At 46.4% G+C, this 16,070-nt stretch carries 17 protein-coding genes; 10 read left to right on the top strand and 7 right to left on the bottom strand.

Annotated features, from left to right (window positions below):
* Positions 1 to 267: 267 nt before the first annotated feature.
* Together HRU80_02410 and pyk are read left to right on the top strand one after the other, a co-directional pair.
* Entirely contained in the window at positions 268 to 924 is a 657-nt protein-coding gene (locus HRU80_02410) for a sugar transferase (protein QOJ27778.1), read from the top strand.
* A 182-nt stretch (positions 925 to 1,106) separates the two neighbouring features.
* Entirely contained in the window at positions 1,107 to 2,549 is a 1,443-nt protein-coding gene (pyk, locus tag HRU80_02405; protein QOJ27777.1) for a pyruvate kinase, read from the top strand.
* A gap of 238 nt (positions 2,550 to 2,787) precedes the next feature.
* On the opposite strand, the gene HRU80_02400 is transcribed toward pyk, so the two are convergent.
* The 4 genes from HRU80_02400 to HRU80_02385 form a co-directional block, all read right to left on the bottom strand.
* Positions 2,788 to 3,156: a co-chaperone GroES gene (locus HRU80_02400; protein QOJ30433.1), complete on the bottom strand. Its 369-nt coding sequence runs from the start codon at positions 3,154 to 3,156 to the stop codon at positions 2,788 to 2,790.
* A gap of 76 nt (positions 3,157 to 3,232) precedes the next feature.
* Positions 3,233 to 3,565 (bottom strand): helix-turn-helix transcriptional regulator, encoded by a 333-nt coding sequence (locus tag HRU80_02395; protein ID QOJ27776.1) that lies wholly within the window; start codon positions 3,563 to 3,565, stop codon positions 3,233 to 3,235.
* 75 nt (positions 3,566 to 3,640) lie between these two features.
* Positions 3,641 to 4,039: a large-conductance mechanosensitive channel protein MscL gene (gene mscL / locus HRU80_02390; GenBank protein QOJ27775.1), complete on the bottom strand. Its 399-nt coding sequence runs from the start codon at positions 4,037 to 4,039 to the stop codon at positions 3,641 to 3,643.
* A gap of 20 nt (positions 4,040 to 4,059) precedes the next feature.
* Positions 4,060 to 4,893: a DUF3078 domain-containing protein gene (locus HRU80_02385; protein QOJ27774.1), complete on the bottom strand. Its 834-nt coding sequence runs from the start codon at positions 4,891 to 4,893 to the stop codon at positions 4,060 to 4,062.
* A 231-nt stretch (positions 4,894 to 5,124) separates the two neighbouring features.
* Between HRU80_02385 and HRU80_02380 the strand changes: the two genes are divergently transcribed.
* From HRU80_02380 to HRU80_02370, 3 genes are all read left to right on the top strand, one after another.
* Positions 5,125 to 5,265: a hypothetical protein gene (locus HRU80_02380; protein QOJ27773.1), complete on the top strand. Its 141-nt coding sequence runs from the start codon at positions 5,125 to 5,127 to the stop codon at positions 5,263 to 5,265.
* Position 5,266: 1 nt separating this feature from the next.
* Positions 5,267 to 5,548: a T9SS type A sorting domain-containing protein gene (locus tag HRU80_02375; protein ID QOJ27772.1), complete on the top strand. Its 282-nt coding sequence runs from the start codon at positions 5,267 to 5,269 to the stop codon at positions 5,546 to 5,548.
* 351 nt (positions 5,549 to 5,899) lie between these two features.
* Positions 5,900 to 6,298, top strand: coding sequence for a DUF1761 domain-containing protein (locus HRU80_02370; protein ID QOJ27771.1), 399 nt, complete (start codon positions 5,900 to 5,902; stop codon positions 6,296 to 6,298).
* 475 nt (positions 6,299 to 6,773) lie between these two features.
* Here HRU80_02370 and HRU80_02365 read toward each other — a convergent pair whose 3' ends face one another.
* Both HRU80_02365 and HRU80_02360 read right to left on the bottom strand, forming a co-directional pair.
* Complete coding sequence (locus tag HRU80_02365) at positions 6,774 to 10,781, bottom strand: PAS domain S-box protein (GenBank protein ID QOJ27770.1); 4,008 nt, start codon at positions 10,779 to 10,781, stop codon at positions 6,774 to 6,776.
* A gap of 75 nt (positions 10,782 to 10,856) precedes the next feature.
* Positions 10,857 to 11,204: a hypothetical protein gene (locus HRU80_02360; protein ID QOJ27769.1), complete on the bottom strand. Its 348-nt coding sequence runs from the start codon at positions 11,202 to 11,204 to the stop codon at positions 10,857 to 10,859.
* 124 nt (positions 11,205 to 11,328) lie between these two features.
* Here HRU80_02360 and HRU80_02355 point away from each other — a divergent pair, with 124 nt between their 5' ends.
* The 4 genes from HRU80_02355 (at position 11,329) to HRU80_02340 (ending at position 14,416) form a co-directional block, all read left to right on the top strand.
* Complete coding sequence (locus HRU80_02355; GenBank protein ID QOJ27768.1) at positions 11,329 to 11,568, top strand: hypothetical protein; 240 nt, start codon at positions 11,329 to 11,331, stop codon at positions 11,566 to 11,568.
* A gap of 430 nt (positions 11,569 to 11,998) precedes the next feature.
* Positions 11,999 to 13,357, top strand: coding sequence for a tRNA uridine-5-carboxymethylaminomethyl(34) synthesis GTPase MnmE (mnmE, locus tag HRU80_02350; GenBank protein ID QOJ27767.1), 1,359 nt, complete (start codon positions 11,999 to 12,001; stop codon positions 13,355 to 13,357).
* Between the two features lie 126 nt (positions 13,358 to 13,483).
* Positions 13,484 to 13,840 (top strand): nuclear transport factor 2 family protein, encoded by a 357-nt coding sequence (locus HRU80_02345; protein ID QOJ27766.1) that lies wholly within the window; start codon positions 13,484 to 13,486, stop codon positions 13,838 to 13,840.
* 24 nt (positions 13,841 to 13,864) lie between these two features.
* Positions 13,865 to 14,416, top strand: coding sequence for a DUF1697 domain-containing protein (locus HRU80_02340; protein QOJ27765.1), 552 nt, complete (start codon positions 13,865 to 13,867; stop codon positions 14,414 to 14,416).
* Between the two features lie 231 nt (positions 14,417 to 14,647).
* Here the strand turns inward: HRU80_02340 and HRU80_02335 are convergent, their stop codons facing one another.
* Complete coding sequence (locus HRU80_02335; protein QOJ27764.1) at positions 14,648 to 15,001, bottom strand: helix-turn-helix transcriptional regulator; 354 nt, start codon at positions 14,999 to 15,001, stop codon at positions 14,648 to 14,650.
* Between the two features lie 217 nt (positions 15,002 to 15,218).
* Between HRU80_02335 and HRU80_02330 the strand changes: the two genes are divergently transcribed.
* Positions 15,219 to 15,980, top strand: coding sequence for a type 1 glutamine amidotransferase domain-containing protein (locus HRU80_02330; protein ID QOJ27763.1), 762 nt, complete (start codon positions 15,219 to 15,221; stop codon positions 15,978 to 15,980).
* Positions 15,981 to 16,070 lie beyond the last annotated feature (90 nt).

The raw sequence follows: 16,070 nt of genomic DNA, 5'->3' as shown, positions 1-16,070 counted from the left end.
TTACCTCAGTTTTTGTTGTTACACCGCCGGAAGAGAAGGTACCATAATCTTTTCCGGCGGAACAATTCTCAGGAAGCAGGGCATTTTCTCTGCCGGGGCTTAATCATTATTTTTTAACTTGCCTGTTACACCCTTAGTCTCTATTTTTAATTCGTAAATTTGTAAGTCTGTCAGATGATCCGCTCAGAGAGGTTGTAAACGAGCCGGATTTCGGGGGCGCTAATAGCTATCACTATAAATCGCTAAAAAAAAGTCGTCCCGAAGCCGATGCTCTATCGCATTTTAAAACGCATTTCTGATGTAACGCTTTCCGCTATTCTGCTTGCGGCAACTCTGCCGTTTGTATTGATCTATTCTCTGGCAGTTCTGCTCTTCTGGAAAACTAATCCCTTTTTTATCCAGGAACGTGCAGTTGGTCTCAGAGGCGGCTCTTTCAGCATTATGAAAATACGCACGCTTAAGCCCGGGGCGGAAGTATTTAAATTCCGTGACTCACGTCTTGTTTCAAGTTCAGATTTCCTCCCGCTGGGCAGAATCCTCCGCCGCACCGGAGTGGACGAACTCCCGCAGCTTTTACTGGTTCTTTCCGGAAAGATGAGCATCATCGGGCCGCGCCCTCTCATGCTGGATGATATTGCCATGATTGCTGAAAAATATCCCGGACTGATGGAGCACAGGAGCAAAATGAAATGTCTCCCCGGCATTTCAGGACTCTGGCAGCTTAAACGAAGCAGCGCTGTCAGTTATGATGAGCTTCATACGTATGATCTTGATTATGCCTCTAAAAGAAGCATCCTTTTTGACTGGAAACTAATGGGGCTGACTGCAGTAAAGATGCTTCAGGGCTACCACCTTGATGCTTTGCAGAGCATTCCTGAATCTGAAACCAAACAAACAATCACCTTACCATCACATAACAGCTGAAGTAAACATCCCCTCATGCCCGGGGCGGCTGCTGACTGTTAATTCAATCATCTGATTGAAGGATTAATTTTTAGTTATCCTTCACAATTCTCATTCATCAATTCTCATTTCATATTTCACAACTCATCATTCTTTTCCCTATTTTTGGGCAATTCATTCATTCAAAAGAGGACAAGCTCCCCATGTACCAGGAAGACAGCAGAATATTTGCTAAGACCAAAATCCTTGCCACCCTCGGCCCGGCAACTTCATCAATTGAAACTATCCGGCAACTTATGGATGCGGGAATTGACGGCGTACGGCTGAACTTCTCGCACGGTGACTATGAGTTTTACGAAAAGATATTCTCCACCATCCACGAAACCCGGGTGAAACAGAATGCACCGCTCGGTGTTCTGCTTGACCTGCAGGGACCAAAAATCCGCATTGGTGAACTGGAAGAACCCTCTTTTGAAATCAAAAACGGTGATTACCTTGAAATAACCACCGAAAAAATGAAGGGAACCAGAGAAAAAGTCTCTACCTCTTATACCCCTCTTCCGCAGGATGCACAGATTGGTGATATTATTCTGATTGATGATGGTCTGTTAAAATTAAAAATTGAGTCAAAAACACCAAATTCTGTCAGATGTCTGATTATAAACGGCGGAATTCTGAAACCGAAGAAGGGGATGAATCTGCCGGGGATGAAACTTTCCACTCCTGCAATGACGGAAAAAGATCTGCGCGATCTGGAATTCGCAATTAAGTTCAAGATTGATTTTGTGGCGCTCTCATTTGTCCGTGACGCAAAGGATATATCAGATCTCCGGAACTGGCTCAGATCAAAGAACTCGGATCTTCCCATTATCGCGAAAATTGAAAAACCGGAAGCGGTTGCAAATTTTGAGGAAATTCTGGCAGCATCAGACGGCATCATGGTTGCCCGCGGTGACCTCGGAGTTGAGATGGAGCCGCAGGATGTTCCCGTTGTGCAAAAAATGATTATCCGCCGCTGCAATGAAGCTGGCAAGATGGTTATCACTGCAACTCAGATGCTTGAAAGTATGATCAGCAATCCTGTTCCCACCCGGGCGGAAGCCTCAGATGTTGCCAATGCAGTCTGGGACGGAACCGATGTGGTGATGCTTAGCGGTGAGACTTCGGTGGGTAAGTTCCCGGTACGAGCGGTTGAGATCATGAATAATATTCTGAAGAAAGCCGAGACTGATGGTCCCCCGCTGAGAAAGGTGGACTATGATATACCGGAGTCTGTTGAATCCAATGTGTTTGATGCTGTTAACCGTTCGATTGTGCAGGTATCAGAGCAGATCCACGCTGCGGCAATTGTTGTCTTCACGCATCATGGGCGCACTGCCCGTTCCCTTTCAAAGTTCAAACCTAAGGCGCGCATTATTGCCGTCTCAGACAGTTTTGAAACGATGAATAATCTCTGCTTAAAGTGGGGAGTTACTTCCATATTCAGTTCGGATATCAAAAAGGAGAGTGCGGCGATCGAAACCGCCAAACGGCTCCTGCTTGAAAGCGGTCATGTGAAAAAAGGTGATCTGGTAATCTTTACCGCGGCAGCGCCCTACTCAGAAAAGAGCCGCCTTAACTGGATGAAGTTTGAGACAATGGAATAAAACAATTAGCAGTTAGTAATTATTAATTAGTAATCTGTTGTGCTAATTGCGGAGATATATATAAGGTTCTTTCAGTGACAACTAAGAAGCGGTCCGGTAATGGGACGCTGATTTTACGGATGCCGGGGCGACGCGGATTTTTACGGATCGGAATTGGTTGTAATACTTAAAAATGAGCTTTATCTTTTTGTTTTCTGCCTGAAACAAACATTACTAATTACTCATTACTAATTCCTAATTAAAAATCCAGGTAGTCTTCCCGTATAAGCAGAAGGATGGATGACTGGGAGAGGATGAGATACTTCTCTCCGTCGTATTCAATCTCAAAAGCGTCCTTGCGGAGGAATATTGCAAAATCCCCTTCCTTTGCCTGAAGCGGAATATACTTCACCGCATCCTTGGTCTCTTTCCATGGCTCATCTTCCACCACTGCGGGAATAGGGTAACCAGGTCCTGCCTTGATGACATATCCGGTCTGAATCTTTTCCTTCTCGGCAACACCGGGGGGGAGATAAAGCCCGCTTGCGGTTTTTTCATTCTGCTCTCCGGGCCGTATCAGTACCCGGTCGCCAACGACGATTAGTTTCTTGGTGTCCTTCACAAAAATCTGCTGTTAGTAAATCATAGAATCAACTGTTCAAATGTAGCTTTTTGTTCCGCTAATTTCAATTATTCCGCAGGGGCTACCAGTCCGGATATTCAGTTTTGGGCGGTTCAATCTTTTCATTAACCTGATGCGGGCTTGCCGTTTCAGGCGTAATTTTGTCATGGAACAACAGCATATTAAGCATATCAAGGCGTTCCAGACCTCTGAGGAGCTGAATTATAGTAAGCAGTGAAGCCGGTCTTCCCTTTTCGGTACGGCTGATGGTAACCCTGTCCACCCCGGAACGGCGTGAAAGTTCCTCCTGTGAGATGCCCTGCCCTTTTCTCAGATCACGCAGAGCATGGCAGACCGCAGTCACCAGTTCCTCGTTTGATTTTCTGGCTGGTCCGTTTTTATTCTCATCAGACATATAAACCTCTCAGTTTTGTAATAAAGTAAACCGTTTGGTATGTATTAACCGGATTCACTGCTTGTTCTATAACTGTTACTGCTTTTTCAGAAGATCGCGTATTTCCCTGAGCAGCACCACATCTTCAGGAACCGGTGGAGGTGCAGCAGGTTTTTCCTCTTCTTTCCGTTTCAGCTTATTGAGTCCTTTAAGCATCAGGAAAATAACCCACGCTATGATGAGGAAATCCACCGTTGCAAGGAGAAAGTTTCCATAGTTCAGTGTGACGGGATTTGCTTCGGCGCCCTGCTTCAGGACGAACTTCAGATCCTTAAGCGGCAGGTCACCCAGCAGCAGCCCGATCGGGGGCATAATGATATCGTTCACCAGTGAGCTGACTATTTTGCCGAACGCTCCGCCGATGATAACGCCCGTTGCAAGATCAACAATGCTTCCCCGGTTGGCAAACTCCTTAAATTCTTTCAGAAGACTCATGGTATATATACTCCGTTAAATTAAATAAATGCATAGGTAATGCCGAGCTGCAGCGCCTGCTTCAGCTGGGTTTTGGGTGAGATGTTCTTTTCGTACAGCAGCAGCACATTCAGGTTCACGTTGATATATTTGCTCACTTTCGCGGTGATGGTGTTATCCCAGCGGATATCCCACACATCAAGCGACTTAAAGCGGGTGAACAGGCGCAGCTTGCTGTCCAGCAGCAGGTTTTCATCCAGATTATACTTGGCATTGGTTACTGATTCAAGACCGGTATCAAATCTGAATGCTTCCGTCTTATCAGTAGTGAGAGGGTCGTCAGAATAGTTTCTGAACTTGTTGGTGAACACCTCCTGAAACGCCACTCCAAGACGGGTATCAAAACCGCCGTTCGGATTATAGGCAAATCCGAGTGACTGTGTTATATATCCGGGGTCAAAAAATCCGGCTATGCGCGGGGCCAGCGGATTTTTATAATCAAAACCATCGGTCAGAGAAGTCCTCACGGTATTTGAGAAGAACGGGTCAATCTTCCACCCCACATTGTACGCAATCAGATTTTCCAGATAGAACTCATTGTCGTTGGTTCTGAAATCAGATTCTCCCTGCTTGGTCCGGCCGAAAGCGAGTTTCAGACTGTTGCGGCTGCTCCACTGGCTCCCCTTATATTCGGCGCCAAAGTTGCCGATAACGGTCCACGCAAAGGTATTATCACCCCCCTGAGCCCAGTTGGTAAGCGAGACCTGATTGATATTCAGTGATGTGACCGCGGAATAATTCCATGAGGGGGGAATACTATCCTGCCCGGTCATCATAATGGTGCTTAGTATAAAAATGGTAAACAGTTGTTTCATAAGATTTTTCTTAATTACCTGTAAAAAAAATATTTGTGATGCACTTAAAGTATTTATTTATATGCTATTACCCAAACGGTAATTTAACCTGCGGATCTGTGTCACAACCGGTTTGTACGTGAAGGGTTGATGTTCGTAAACTGCTTCTGAGTCCGGAAGACTTTCAGAAATCCTTTATCAGGATTGTCTTAACCATATCATCCCGGCTGAACAGACCAAGGAAAATGGCTGATGGCTTATTATGTTTTAGCTGAAGCTGCAGGTGTGATGCGTAAAATTCTGCTGTCAGTCAGGCATATGCGCGCGGAGCCGGAACTGCCTTCTGAAACAGCTGGATACTTACGATGCGTTCTGCTGTTCAGATCCGGTTAAGGTGACTGCAGATGTTCTCCCTTCCGGTTTAATGCTTTTCCTGAACCTCCCTAATCCTTTTCATCCTGAGACCACCATCAAATCCGGCTTGCCGGATGAAGCATTGATTACCCTTAAACTTTATTACTTTACCGGTAAAAAGATTCTAACATTTATGAATACTTTGCCTGAGGCATGCTGCCATATCAGCCGGCTTAACACTGGTGATTCCGGCTTATCCTCTGGTATATACTTCTTACGCATACGGCACAGAGCAGCAGCAGCAGGAGCGTTAGAGCTATGAAGAAACTGGTTATCCGTTAGCAAACGAAACTCCAGCAGGGAGAGCCCGCGGCCTGTCCAATAAAATACCTGCCGTAATGCCTGTGGCCCAACAGGATACTTCACGGGCTTGTTCATAAAGGGCAGATATATATTCAATGGCGGGGGAGAACACCACTCCGGTATAGGGAAGACCACAATCCCCCATCGCTATTTTTTATTTGCTTTCTTTCGAAAATTGTGGTAAATCGCACCATCTTCACGCACAATTTCTGTTCAGGCCGGCATGGTAACTCACACCGCTGCCGCCCCTGTGCTTATTTTAGCACATCAATAAACCAACAACATCATTAATCATTACAGGAGTAATGGAATGGAAATCAACTGGATTGCTGTTATTGTGGCAGCGCTCTCATCGTTTCTTGTCGGGGGATTGTGGTATTCACAGCTGCTTTTTGCCGGAGTGTGGATGAAAGAAGCCGGTCTTAAAGAGGAAGACCTGAAGGATGCCAACATGGCCAAAATCTTCGGGCTTACCTTTGTTTATTCCCTCGTTATGGCAGTTAATCTGGCTTACTTCACTGCCGACCCCTCCATTGACCTGGCGATGGGTGCTTTTTACGGATTCCTCACTGGCTTCGGCTGGGTTGCCATGTCAACCTTTATTCTCTCCCTTTTTGAAAGAAGGTCATGGAAATATATGCTCATCCATGCCGGTTATCAGGTAATCAGCCTTACGCTTATGGGGAGTATCCTTGGGGCCTGGAAGTAAAAATTAGTAATTAGTGGTTGGTAGTTGGTAATTACCAGACCGATACTTGCCGCCTGCGATGATTGGTATATATAGATTTCTATATATACCAGTTTTTTCTGCCCCTTCTTTCCATCACAAAGCTAAACACACACCATATCAGTGATCTGTAAAAATCCGGATTCAGATAAACCCGGTCTGTGAAAAAAGCGGGGGCTTTTGGACTCACCCCCAACCCCCTCTCTCCTGACAATCCATGATTTTTCTTCGTAAAAGTTTATACAGAGAACAATTTTGGTGTTTAGCTGTATCTGTATTGGAAAGAGGGGGCTTTCGGAATTGAGCATAATACTTTGTTCGTTTGTATCACCCTCCTGCACGCCGTAGCAAGCCCAATTCCCCCTCTCTTTAGAATTTCAGAAGAAGATAATGCCTGCTAATTTGTGCAAGCCGGAAGAATTATATATAGCTCCTCTTTTTCATTCTTCATTATTCATTATTCATTTTTCATTAACCCAAACATAATCGTAAACGTTGTTCCCTTTCCTTTTTCGCTCTGCATGGTAATGCTGCCCCCCATAATCTCGGTATATTTTTTCGCGATGGTAAGCCCGAGTCCGGTCCCTTCATAGCTGCGGCTTAAACCCTCACTGCCCTGACGGAACTCTTCCCAGACGATGCCTTTCTGCTCATCAGCAATGCCGATGCCGGTATCCGCGATGCTGATTACCGCGCTGCCGTTTTTTGCTTCTGCTTTTACGTTAATCTCCCCTTTTTCGGTAAACTTCACTGCGTTGTTAATAAGATTATTCAGAACGTTGCCGAGTAGTATTTTATCCAGTGAGCAGTATATTATATCCGGATCAGCCTTAAAGTGCATCTCCAGCCCCTTGGCTAATGCGGCCGGACGGAATAGTGCACAGGTCTCTCCGATAACCGGAACTATATCGGTTTTCTTGTTATGGTATTCCAGCTTGCCGGCTTCGAGTTTGGAAAGTCCGAGAATCAGGTTGAGCGTTTCAAGCAGCCGGTTGCCCCCCTTGTTGATGGTCTCTGCCATATATACCAGTTCGGGATTATCCTCAAGTTCTGCCTGAAGAATTTCTGAGAAACCGAGAATCCCGATCAGAGGAGTGCGGAGCTCATGGCTCATATTGGCAAAGAAGTTGGATTTTATCTTGTTCATCTCCTCTGCTTCTTCTTTTGCTTTTATCAGCTCTTCCAGCATCCGTTTCTTTTCGGTAATATCTTCCTTTACCGCCACAAAGTGAGTAACCCTGCCTTCTTCATTCATCAGCGGAGTGATAATAGCATCTTCCCAGTAAAGCTCTCCGTTTTTCCGTTTGTTCTGGAGTTCCCCGCGCCAGCTCTGGCCGCTAAGGATTTTGTCCCACATTTCCTGATATACTTCTTTTGTCTGCCGGCCGGATTTAAGAATGCGCGGATTATTCCCCAGCGCTTCTTCCTTTGTATATCCGGTAACCTGTGTGAATTTATTATTGACATAGGCAATTGAGCCGGCAGGGTCGGTAATTACCACGCTCACCGGACTGTGTTCGATGGATTCAATCAGCAGCTTATTCTGTTCTTCGGCTTTTTTCCGTTCGGTTATATCATGAATAATGGAGTAGAGAAAAACTCTCTCTCCCTGTTTAATCGGCGTGCTGAAAACCTCCACATCACGAATCTCGCCTGATCGGAGACGGTGACTGGCTTCAAACCTGTTCATCTTTCCCTCGCGCACCAGTTTCATCCTGTCTTTTATTACCGGACCCGTTGCTGCGTTAAGATGGGTGATTTTCATCTTCTTCAGTTCGTCAATTGTATATCCGTAAAAATTGATGGCTGCTTTATTCGCATCAAGAATACTTCCCGTTTCGGAGTGTATAAAAAACTTGATGGCCGTATGGTTCTCAAACATCTGCCGGAAGTGCATTTCGCTTTCCAGAATTTTCTGTTCATACTCCTTCCGTTCAAGGTAGATGCTCAGTTCTCTCCCGATAACCTCGAGCAGTATTCTTTGCTGTGGAGAGTACAGCTCTTCGCTGTGATAACTCTGCAGAATAAGGATGCCCAGTTTGTTTTTTCCTGCTTTGAGGGGCACCCCTACCCACTGCATGGCCAGCCGTCCGCTGAGTTTGATCAGCCCTATGCCGCCAAGTTTCATAATTTCTTTCTGGCCGAATATGCAGATTTTATCCTGCCTGAGCACATGTCCGGATAAAGACCCCTCGCCGCGCCAGGTTGTATACGTATCAAATTCATCTTTGTAGTAAACAGCCGTAAAACGCGACTGCTCTTCGTTATACTCGGCAAAGAGGAAATTATCAGTGTCTATATACTGACTCAGGTCTTCGCGCAGCCGCTCAACCATCTCGCGGGTACTTTTGGATATAAGAGCATCGTTGGCAATCAGAAGCTGTATTTTTTTGATGGTATCAGCGGTTTTTTCTTCGGTTATATCGTTTATGATTATCGCGAAGTGCTCATCAAACGGCTTGAACGCGGAGAGGAGGAAATAGCGCTGCTGCTGAATGTTAAAATCTTCAATGGAGGCTGGATTTCCCGTCACAGCCACATCACACAACTGCTTAACTCTGAGAGGTGCAATGCCCGGCATAACCTCGGTAATCGGTTTGCCGATAATATCAGCAGGTTTAACTCCGGTCATCTTTTCAAAAGCAGGGTTTATGGATTCAGTAGTAAAGTTAACCGGTGTTCCATGCTCGTCTCTGATAATTTTATGGAGCGAAAAGCCCTCGGTCATTTCAGAGAAAAGTTTTTCATAATTCTTCTGGGCAAGACGTAGGTTGGTAATATCCTGCAGTGTACCTTCAAAGCGGATGATTTTTCCTTCACTGCCTGCAACAAACCTCCAGGTAGGCATCAGATAACGGAGTCTGCACTTTTCCGGATTGGTCCGGTAAGCCTGAATTACCGGAGTACCGCCGCTCATCAGCGCTGACATGGCGGTTTCCACCATATGCCGGTCTTCAGGATGGATAAGTGAATAATACTCTTCATTTGACGGAGGATTTACCGCCGGCGCAAGATCAAACAGGCGGAACATCATGGGAGACCAGTATCCGGTTCCGGACTCCAGGTTAAACTCCCAGCTTCCCAGTCCGGCGCTCAGTTCGGCACGTTCAAGCCGCTGATTAAGCAGCAGAACTTTATATTCTGCTTCTTTCCGTTCATGAACATTAATAACGGTTCCGGCCAGACGTGTTACTCTCCCCGCGGAAGTTGTTTCTGCCACGGCTGAACGAATCTCAAGCCATATATACTCACCTGAATTATTGCGCACCCGCACATCCATGATGAAACTCCTTGAGCGGTTAATGGCATTATTCAGGTTTTCCAGTAACTGATTACGGTCATCCGGCTGAACAAGCGCTATCCAGTCATCAAACTTCAGGTTTGGCCGGTCATAGTAGCCAAGCATTTTAAAGAGGTTATCAGAAGCGTAAACGTTTCCGGTCGGAATATCCCATTCCCAGACAGCATCATCTACCAGACTGAGCGTGCGTGAGTAGCGCTGTTCACTTGTTTCCAGAGCAATGCGGGCCGCGCGTTCAGCAGTCTGATCACGGAAAACCAGGACAACACCGGTAAGGCTGCTTTTGGTATTTTTAATCGGGGCCCCGCTGTCGGCTATAGGATACTCTTTTCCGTTTTTTGAAATCAGCAGAGTATGATTTGCTAACCCGACAGTAAATCCCTCACGGAGAACCCTGTGAACAGGGCTTTCTACGGGCTGACGGGTTTCTTCATTGATAATCTTAAACACTTCTTCAGAGGGTTTGCCGTATGCTTCCTTTTCTTTCCATCCGGTCAGAATCTCCGCGACCGGGTTCATATGCTTCACGCGGCCGCGTATATCAGTAGTAATAACCGCGTCCCCGATGCTGTAAAGCGTGGTGCGGAACTCCTGCTCTGCCTGCCAGAGATCCCGGTAGATGTTCCGCTGGCGGCGGCTGTATATATAAAGCCCCAGAGCAGTGAGAAACATGAGCATCAGGGCGGAGATCAGGCTGAGGAGAAATACCCGCAAATGCATGCCAGCAAGTATTTCGTCAGTATCGGTCTTGGTAATAAGAAACCAGTTGTTTTTTCCCGGTGATGCTATATATCCATAAACCGGGGTTCCCTGATAATCTATGCCGTAAACGCTTCCGCGCCGTCCAAACGAGGCCTGCACCATCAGAACCGCTGTATCACTGCGTGATATATATAATCCGCCCGGGTCCTCATTCTGTTTGCGCAGACGGCTGACCAGAAAAACGCTGTCTCCGGTTACGGTGCCAAGAATGGTCTCCGATGTCGGGCTTGCCTCCGGCCACCAGTTAAGCACCGGGTGAATCAGAACATCCGTATTAATACGAAGAAGAAGTACTGCGAAGGGTTTCTGACCATTAAGACTGAGCGGAGCAGTAACATCATAACCAATATACTGCTGGCCCGAATCATCATAAAAATCTGAGGCCTCGACCGTAGAATTCATAACCGAAAGCCGTAATGCTTCAAGGGAAGCAGGGGAAAGTACCTTACCCTGATCCCGGGTGGAATAGAGAATTTTTCATTCGGGGGAGGCGATTTTTATAGCAAGATAACCGTATTCTCTGAGGGGAAGCTCAAGCCGGTCTGATATCTGTCTGAGTAACTGGGGATTTTGGGGATTTTCCACCCAGCTTTTAACCAGACGGATAAAACTCTTATCTCTGGTTAGTACTTTAGCATCGGCTATTCTTTCGGTATGCCAGGTTTCTATCTGGCTGGCTTTCAGTTCAGAAATTGCCTGAAGTTTTTCACTATGTTCGCTTAAAACTACTGCTTTTTCGTTCTGGTAATAAAATATTCCCAGAACTGCTGCAATCACAGCAATACTGACGATTATAAGAAATATCGTTAACTTTTTAACCGGCATTACCTGCCCGGACCCTTTGCTTTGTTAATGCGGAATCTCTTCTTTGTAAAGTTACAAAGAAACGAAACAATTATGAATGATGAAGAATGAAGTATGATTTACTATCTTAACGGGCAAAACCGCTGTGTTTGAACGCTTTGAGTCACCCGCTGCAAAAATAATCCGCTTTAAGGACTGGCGGTTTTGTGAGAGGGCAGGGGATGATGGTGATGCTGGGTTAAAGTCTTCTTTGTTTGCTGACTTCTGGACTCACCCTCCTACCCCCTCTCTTTCCGTTAAAGGCAAGTTTTGTGTTATTGAAAGTTTTAATAATAGTGATGATTTTTATTCAGTTCAAATCTGTTCGGAAAAAGAGGGGGCTTAAGAAGTGCAGTTTGTTGGGTTATAAAATTTCTGCGTTAATCTGCGAAATCTGCGGGAAAGTTCTTTGCGGCTTTGTGCGAGGGCTGGGACAATGGTGATTTATAGCGCTATGATATAGCTCTTTCGTTTTTGTTGCTTACAGGACTCACCCTCCGACAAGTCGGAGCAATTGCCCAACTCCCCCTCTCTCCTGACAGCTCAAATTTTTCTTAAGTTGAGGCATTATTGAGTATCTGATTTTTTTTAAAATTAATCTGTATTGGAAAGAGGGGGTTTAAGAGTTTGAGTTGGTTGGGTTTAAGAATTTCTGCGTTTATCTGCGAAATCTGCGGGAAACCGTTTCGGTTTAGCGCGAGGTCCTAAATTATCCACTGTCCATTATCCATTCTCCATTATAATTTATATTTGTGCATGAGAAACCTGCATTTACCATGAAACTCCCTACCGACCAAACTATCGCTGCCCTTGCTACTCCTCCAGGAGCCGGAGCGCTGGCAGTCATCCGCCTGAGCGGCAGTGATGCCTTTGCCATTGCGGAGCGATGCTTTTCCCCAAAAGGAAAGAGCCGCACCCTTAAGCCCTTCAGGGTTCACTACGGATATATAAAGACAGGCACGGAAGATTTTATTGATGACGTTCTTGTTACTGCATTCAAAGCGCCAAAGTCCTACACCGGAGAAGATACCGTTGAAATAAGTTGCCACGGAAATCCCCTCATCGTAAGCGCTATTCTTAACACCCTTCTGCTTAACGGCGCGCGAGATGCTGAGCCGGGGGAGTTCACCAAACGTGCTTACCTTAACGGACGTCTTGACCTGAGCCAGGCAGAAGCCGTTGCTGAGATTATCAACGCCAGAAGCCAGTCCGCGCTGCGCGGGGGACGCAATCAGCTAGACGGTCTTCTTTCAGCCAAAGTGCACGAGCTGAGAACTAAATTAGTTAATGCCTCCTCTCTTGTTGAACTTGAGCTTGATTTCGCAGAAGAGGATGTTGAATTTATTGATAACTCCGGTCTCATCCGTCTCATTCAGGAAATCATTGATGATATATCAGCCCTGCTTGCCACATACAGTTTCGGCCGCGTTATGCGGGAGGGGGTGAATGTTGCGCTTGTGGGGATGCCGAATGTGGGGAAGTCATCGCTGCTGAATTATCTGCTTAAAGAAAGCCGCGCCATTGTGAGCGAAATAGCCGGCACCACGCGTGATGTCATCCGTGAGGAAATGATTATAGACGGATTCCTCTTCCGGCTGTATGACACTGCCGGTATCCGTCCGACTGATGATGTTATAGAAAAAGAAGGAGTTGCCCGCAGCCGCGAGACCATCCGCTCGGCCGATCTGGTTCTTTTTATGAATGACATCAATCTCGGTCTTAATCAGGAGCTTTTTGCCGAACTGCTGCAGCTCACTACGGAAGATAAAATAATCACGGTTTTTAACAAAGCTGATATATACCACGGCACCCTTTCCGATATCGTTCTTGCCCTTTCAGCCAAAACCGGCCAGGGGATGGATAACCTCCTTAAAACCCTGCGCGAAAAAGCCATTGGCGGCTCAGTATATACTGAAAAGACCGTCATCATAACCACACAGCGGCACTATAACGCGCTCACCAAAGCAAAAGAGCAGCTTGAGTTTGCGCTCGGTTCAGTCCGCAGCAGGATGAGCGGTGAATTCATCTCCGTTGACCTGCGCAACGCCAGCGACTCCCTCGGCGAAATCATCGGCGATGTAACCGAAGATGATATTCTGAACAATATATTCTCGAAGTTTTGTATAGGGAAATAATTTTTTGAATTATGAATTTATTCCTCTGCGAGACTCAGCGTAAATTCGCCGCGGCAGACTTCCCTTTGCGTTAAAAACTTTTCAAAATCTTACTATATTTGCCATCATCAACTATTCAGGTAACCCATGTCCCCAAAAGAAGTTGTACTAAAATGGATTGAGGCGTTTAACCGAGCCGATACCGATGCCCTTGCAAAACTTTATGCCGAAAACGCTGTGAATCATCAGGTGATGAACGAGCCATTAGTCGGCAGAGAAGCCATCAGGCAAATGTTTGAAGCGGAGTTCGCTCAGGCAGAGATGGTCTGCATTAAAGAAAATCTCTTTCAGGACGGGGAGTGGGCAATGCTGGAATGGAAAGACCCAAACGGACTCCGCGGCTGCGGATTTTTCCACGTGCAGGGTGATCAGATAGTTTTTCAGCGCGGTTATTGGGACAAACTCTCATTCCTCCGCCTGCAGAATCTGCCGCTGCCGGAATAATATATACAAGAGCATAAATCTTTTATGAAATCATCCAAAAGCTATATGGCGTTTTTGAGGGGAATAAACGTTGGCGGACATCATAAGCTGCCTATGGCGGGGCTGCGCGCTGAGCTGGCAAAACTTGGTGCTTCTGACGTGAAAACTCTGCTGAACTCCGGCAACGCTTTGTTTACACATCCGGAATCAAAAACGGATAAACTGGAAAAACAGATTGAGCAGCACCTTGCCGGAGTGTTTGGCTTTCCCGTTCCCGTGATGCTGCGCGAAAGCAGTGATATATACCGGATGGCGGAAATGAATCCGTTCGAGAAAATAAAAGTGACCAAAGATATCCGCCTCTATGTAACGCTTATCAGAAAATCTCCCCCTGCCCCGCTGAAGCTGCCGCGAGTTTCATCCGATGGCAGCTTTAAAATTCTGATGACGGACAACCGCTGTGTGTTCAGTGTGCTTGATCTGGCTGTGACTAAAACTCCGAAAGGAATGGATGAGCTTGAAAGGATATTTGGCAAAGATGTTACCACCCGCAACTGGAATACGATTGTTAAGATGAGAGAGCTGTTTTCCGGGTGATGGTTGTTTGTGTCTTTGGCCCGTTTACGGGGGACAGTGGTGACTCCGGGGACACTGAGCTGAGAACGTTTTAGGATTTACCGGGTTCCTTAGGTTTCAAAACTGGTCTCCTCGACTCCGCTCGGAGACCGGAGTGAAAACGAGAGCGGAACCCCGAGCTGGCCCCCGAGCTGGTCCCCGAGCGAAGTCGATGGGAAGTCGAGGGTGGTCCCCGAGCGGAGTCGAGGGGGATCACCCCTCCGAATTCTTCTTCTTATACTCCTCAATCATCTTCAGTCCGTAGTTGCGGATAATCACGATAAGCTCCATGATATCCCTGCCTTTATCGGTCAGAGAGTATTCCGTCTTCGGTGGAACTACGGGATATACCTTCCGGGTGATATAGCCGTCTGACTCAAGCTCCCGCAGCTGTGTAGTGAGCATCTTGTCCGTAATGTGGGGAATATCCTTCCGCAATTCGCTGTAACGCCTTGATGTCTCCCTCAGCCGCCAGAGGATAGGGGCTTTCCATACTCCGCCTATCTGCTCCATTACCAGCTGAACAGGATTATAATATACTTTTCCATTATAGATAAAGTCCGGCATCTTCGTTTTTCCTTTATTTTCACATGCTTTCCTAAAAGTATGTATCATACTTTTGGGTTATATACTTGTCAAAGATAGTAATCCCGCTGTAGTTTCGCAAAGCGTTCTGAAAAATATATCCACACTTAAGCGGAATATATTCCGGAATGCCTCCTCCCCACCCGTTTTGATGTGTTGTTTTGTCAAAGATTTTACCAATAAACAAATAAGGAAAAAGATGGTTAGAGAAGTAAGCAGTTATGTTCATTTTCACGGAGCTCCCTCTAAGGGAAAAATCCTGATGGTGGCAAGTTCCCCCTCAGTAAGCAAGCAGACCGGATGGCCGATTGGCTTCTGGGCTGCCGAGCTCACCCACCCGATGCGTGTTTTTCAGGAAGCAGGTTATGAGGTTGAGCTGGTTTCAACCGAAGGAGGTAAACTTGAGATGGACGGATATTCAAATCCGGCCGATGCCAGCGGATACTCAGCCCACGATGTAATTTCGCTCGGATATCTGCAGAAGCCGGAATTCACCGCGATGCTTGAAAACACCAGAAAGCTTACCGAAGTGAATACCGCTGATTATGATGCAATATTCCTTGTCGGCGGTCAGGGTCCGATGTATACATTCAGAGGCAATAAAGAGCTGGAAAAACTGTTTGTCGCATTTTATGAAGCAGGCAAGCCAAGCGCTGCTGTGTGCCACTCAACCACACTTCTGCTTGAAGCAAAACTGAGCAATGGCGATCTTCTGGTTAAGAACAAAACCTGGACCGGATTTGCTGATGCTGAAGAAGAGTTTGCTGACCAGGCTGTCGGTACAAAGATTCAGCCTTACCGCATTGAAGAGGAAGCACGCAAACTGCAGGGAACCACTTTTAAGGTTGCAGCTCCATTCAGTTCTTATGCTATTGCAGACGGCAATCTGATTACCGGCCAGCAGCAGAACTCCGGTGCGGCAGCAGCAGAGCTGTTAGTACAGCAGTTAAACAGTAAATAATCACGGCAGATTGTTCCGGTTATATATGCAGGACGGGCAGCCGGGTTATTGTCCGTCCCTGCATAGCCGGAATCTCCTGCAGTTATCCGG

The sequence above is a fragment of the Ignavibacteriales bacterium genome, assembly GCA_015709675.1.
Taxonomy (GTDB): domain Bacteria; phylum Bacteroidota; class Ignavibacteria; order Ignavibacteriales; family Ignavibacteriaceae; genus H2-BAC3.
The sequence above is the reverse complement of the archived record's forward strand: the minus strand, read 5'-3'. Positions and strand labels throughout refer to the sequence as shown.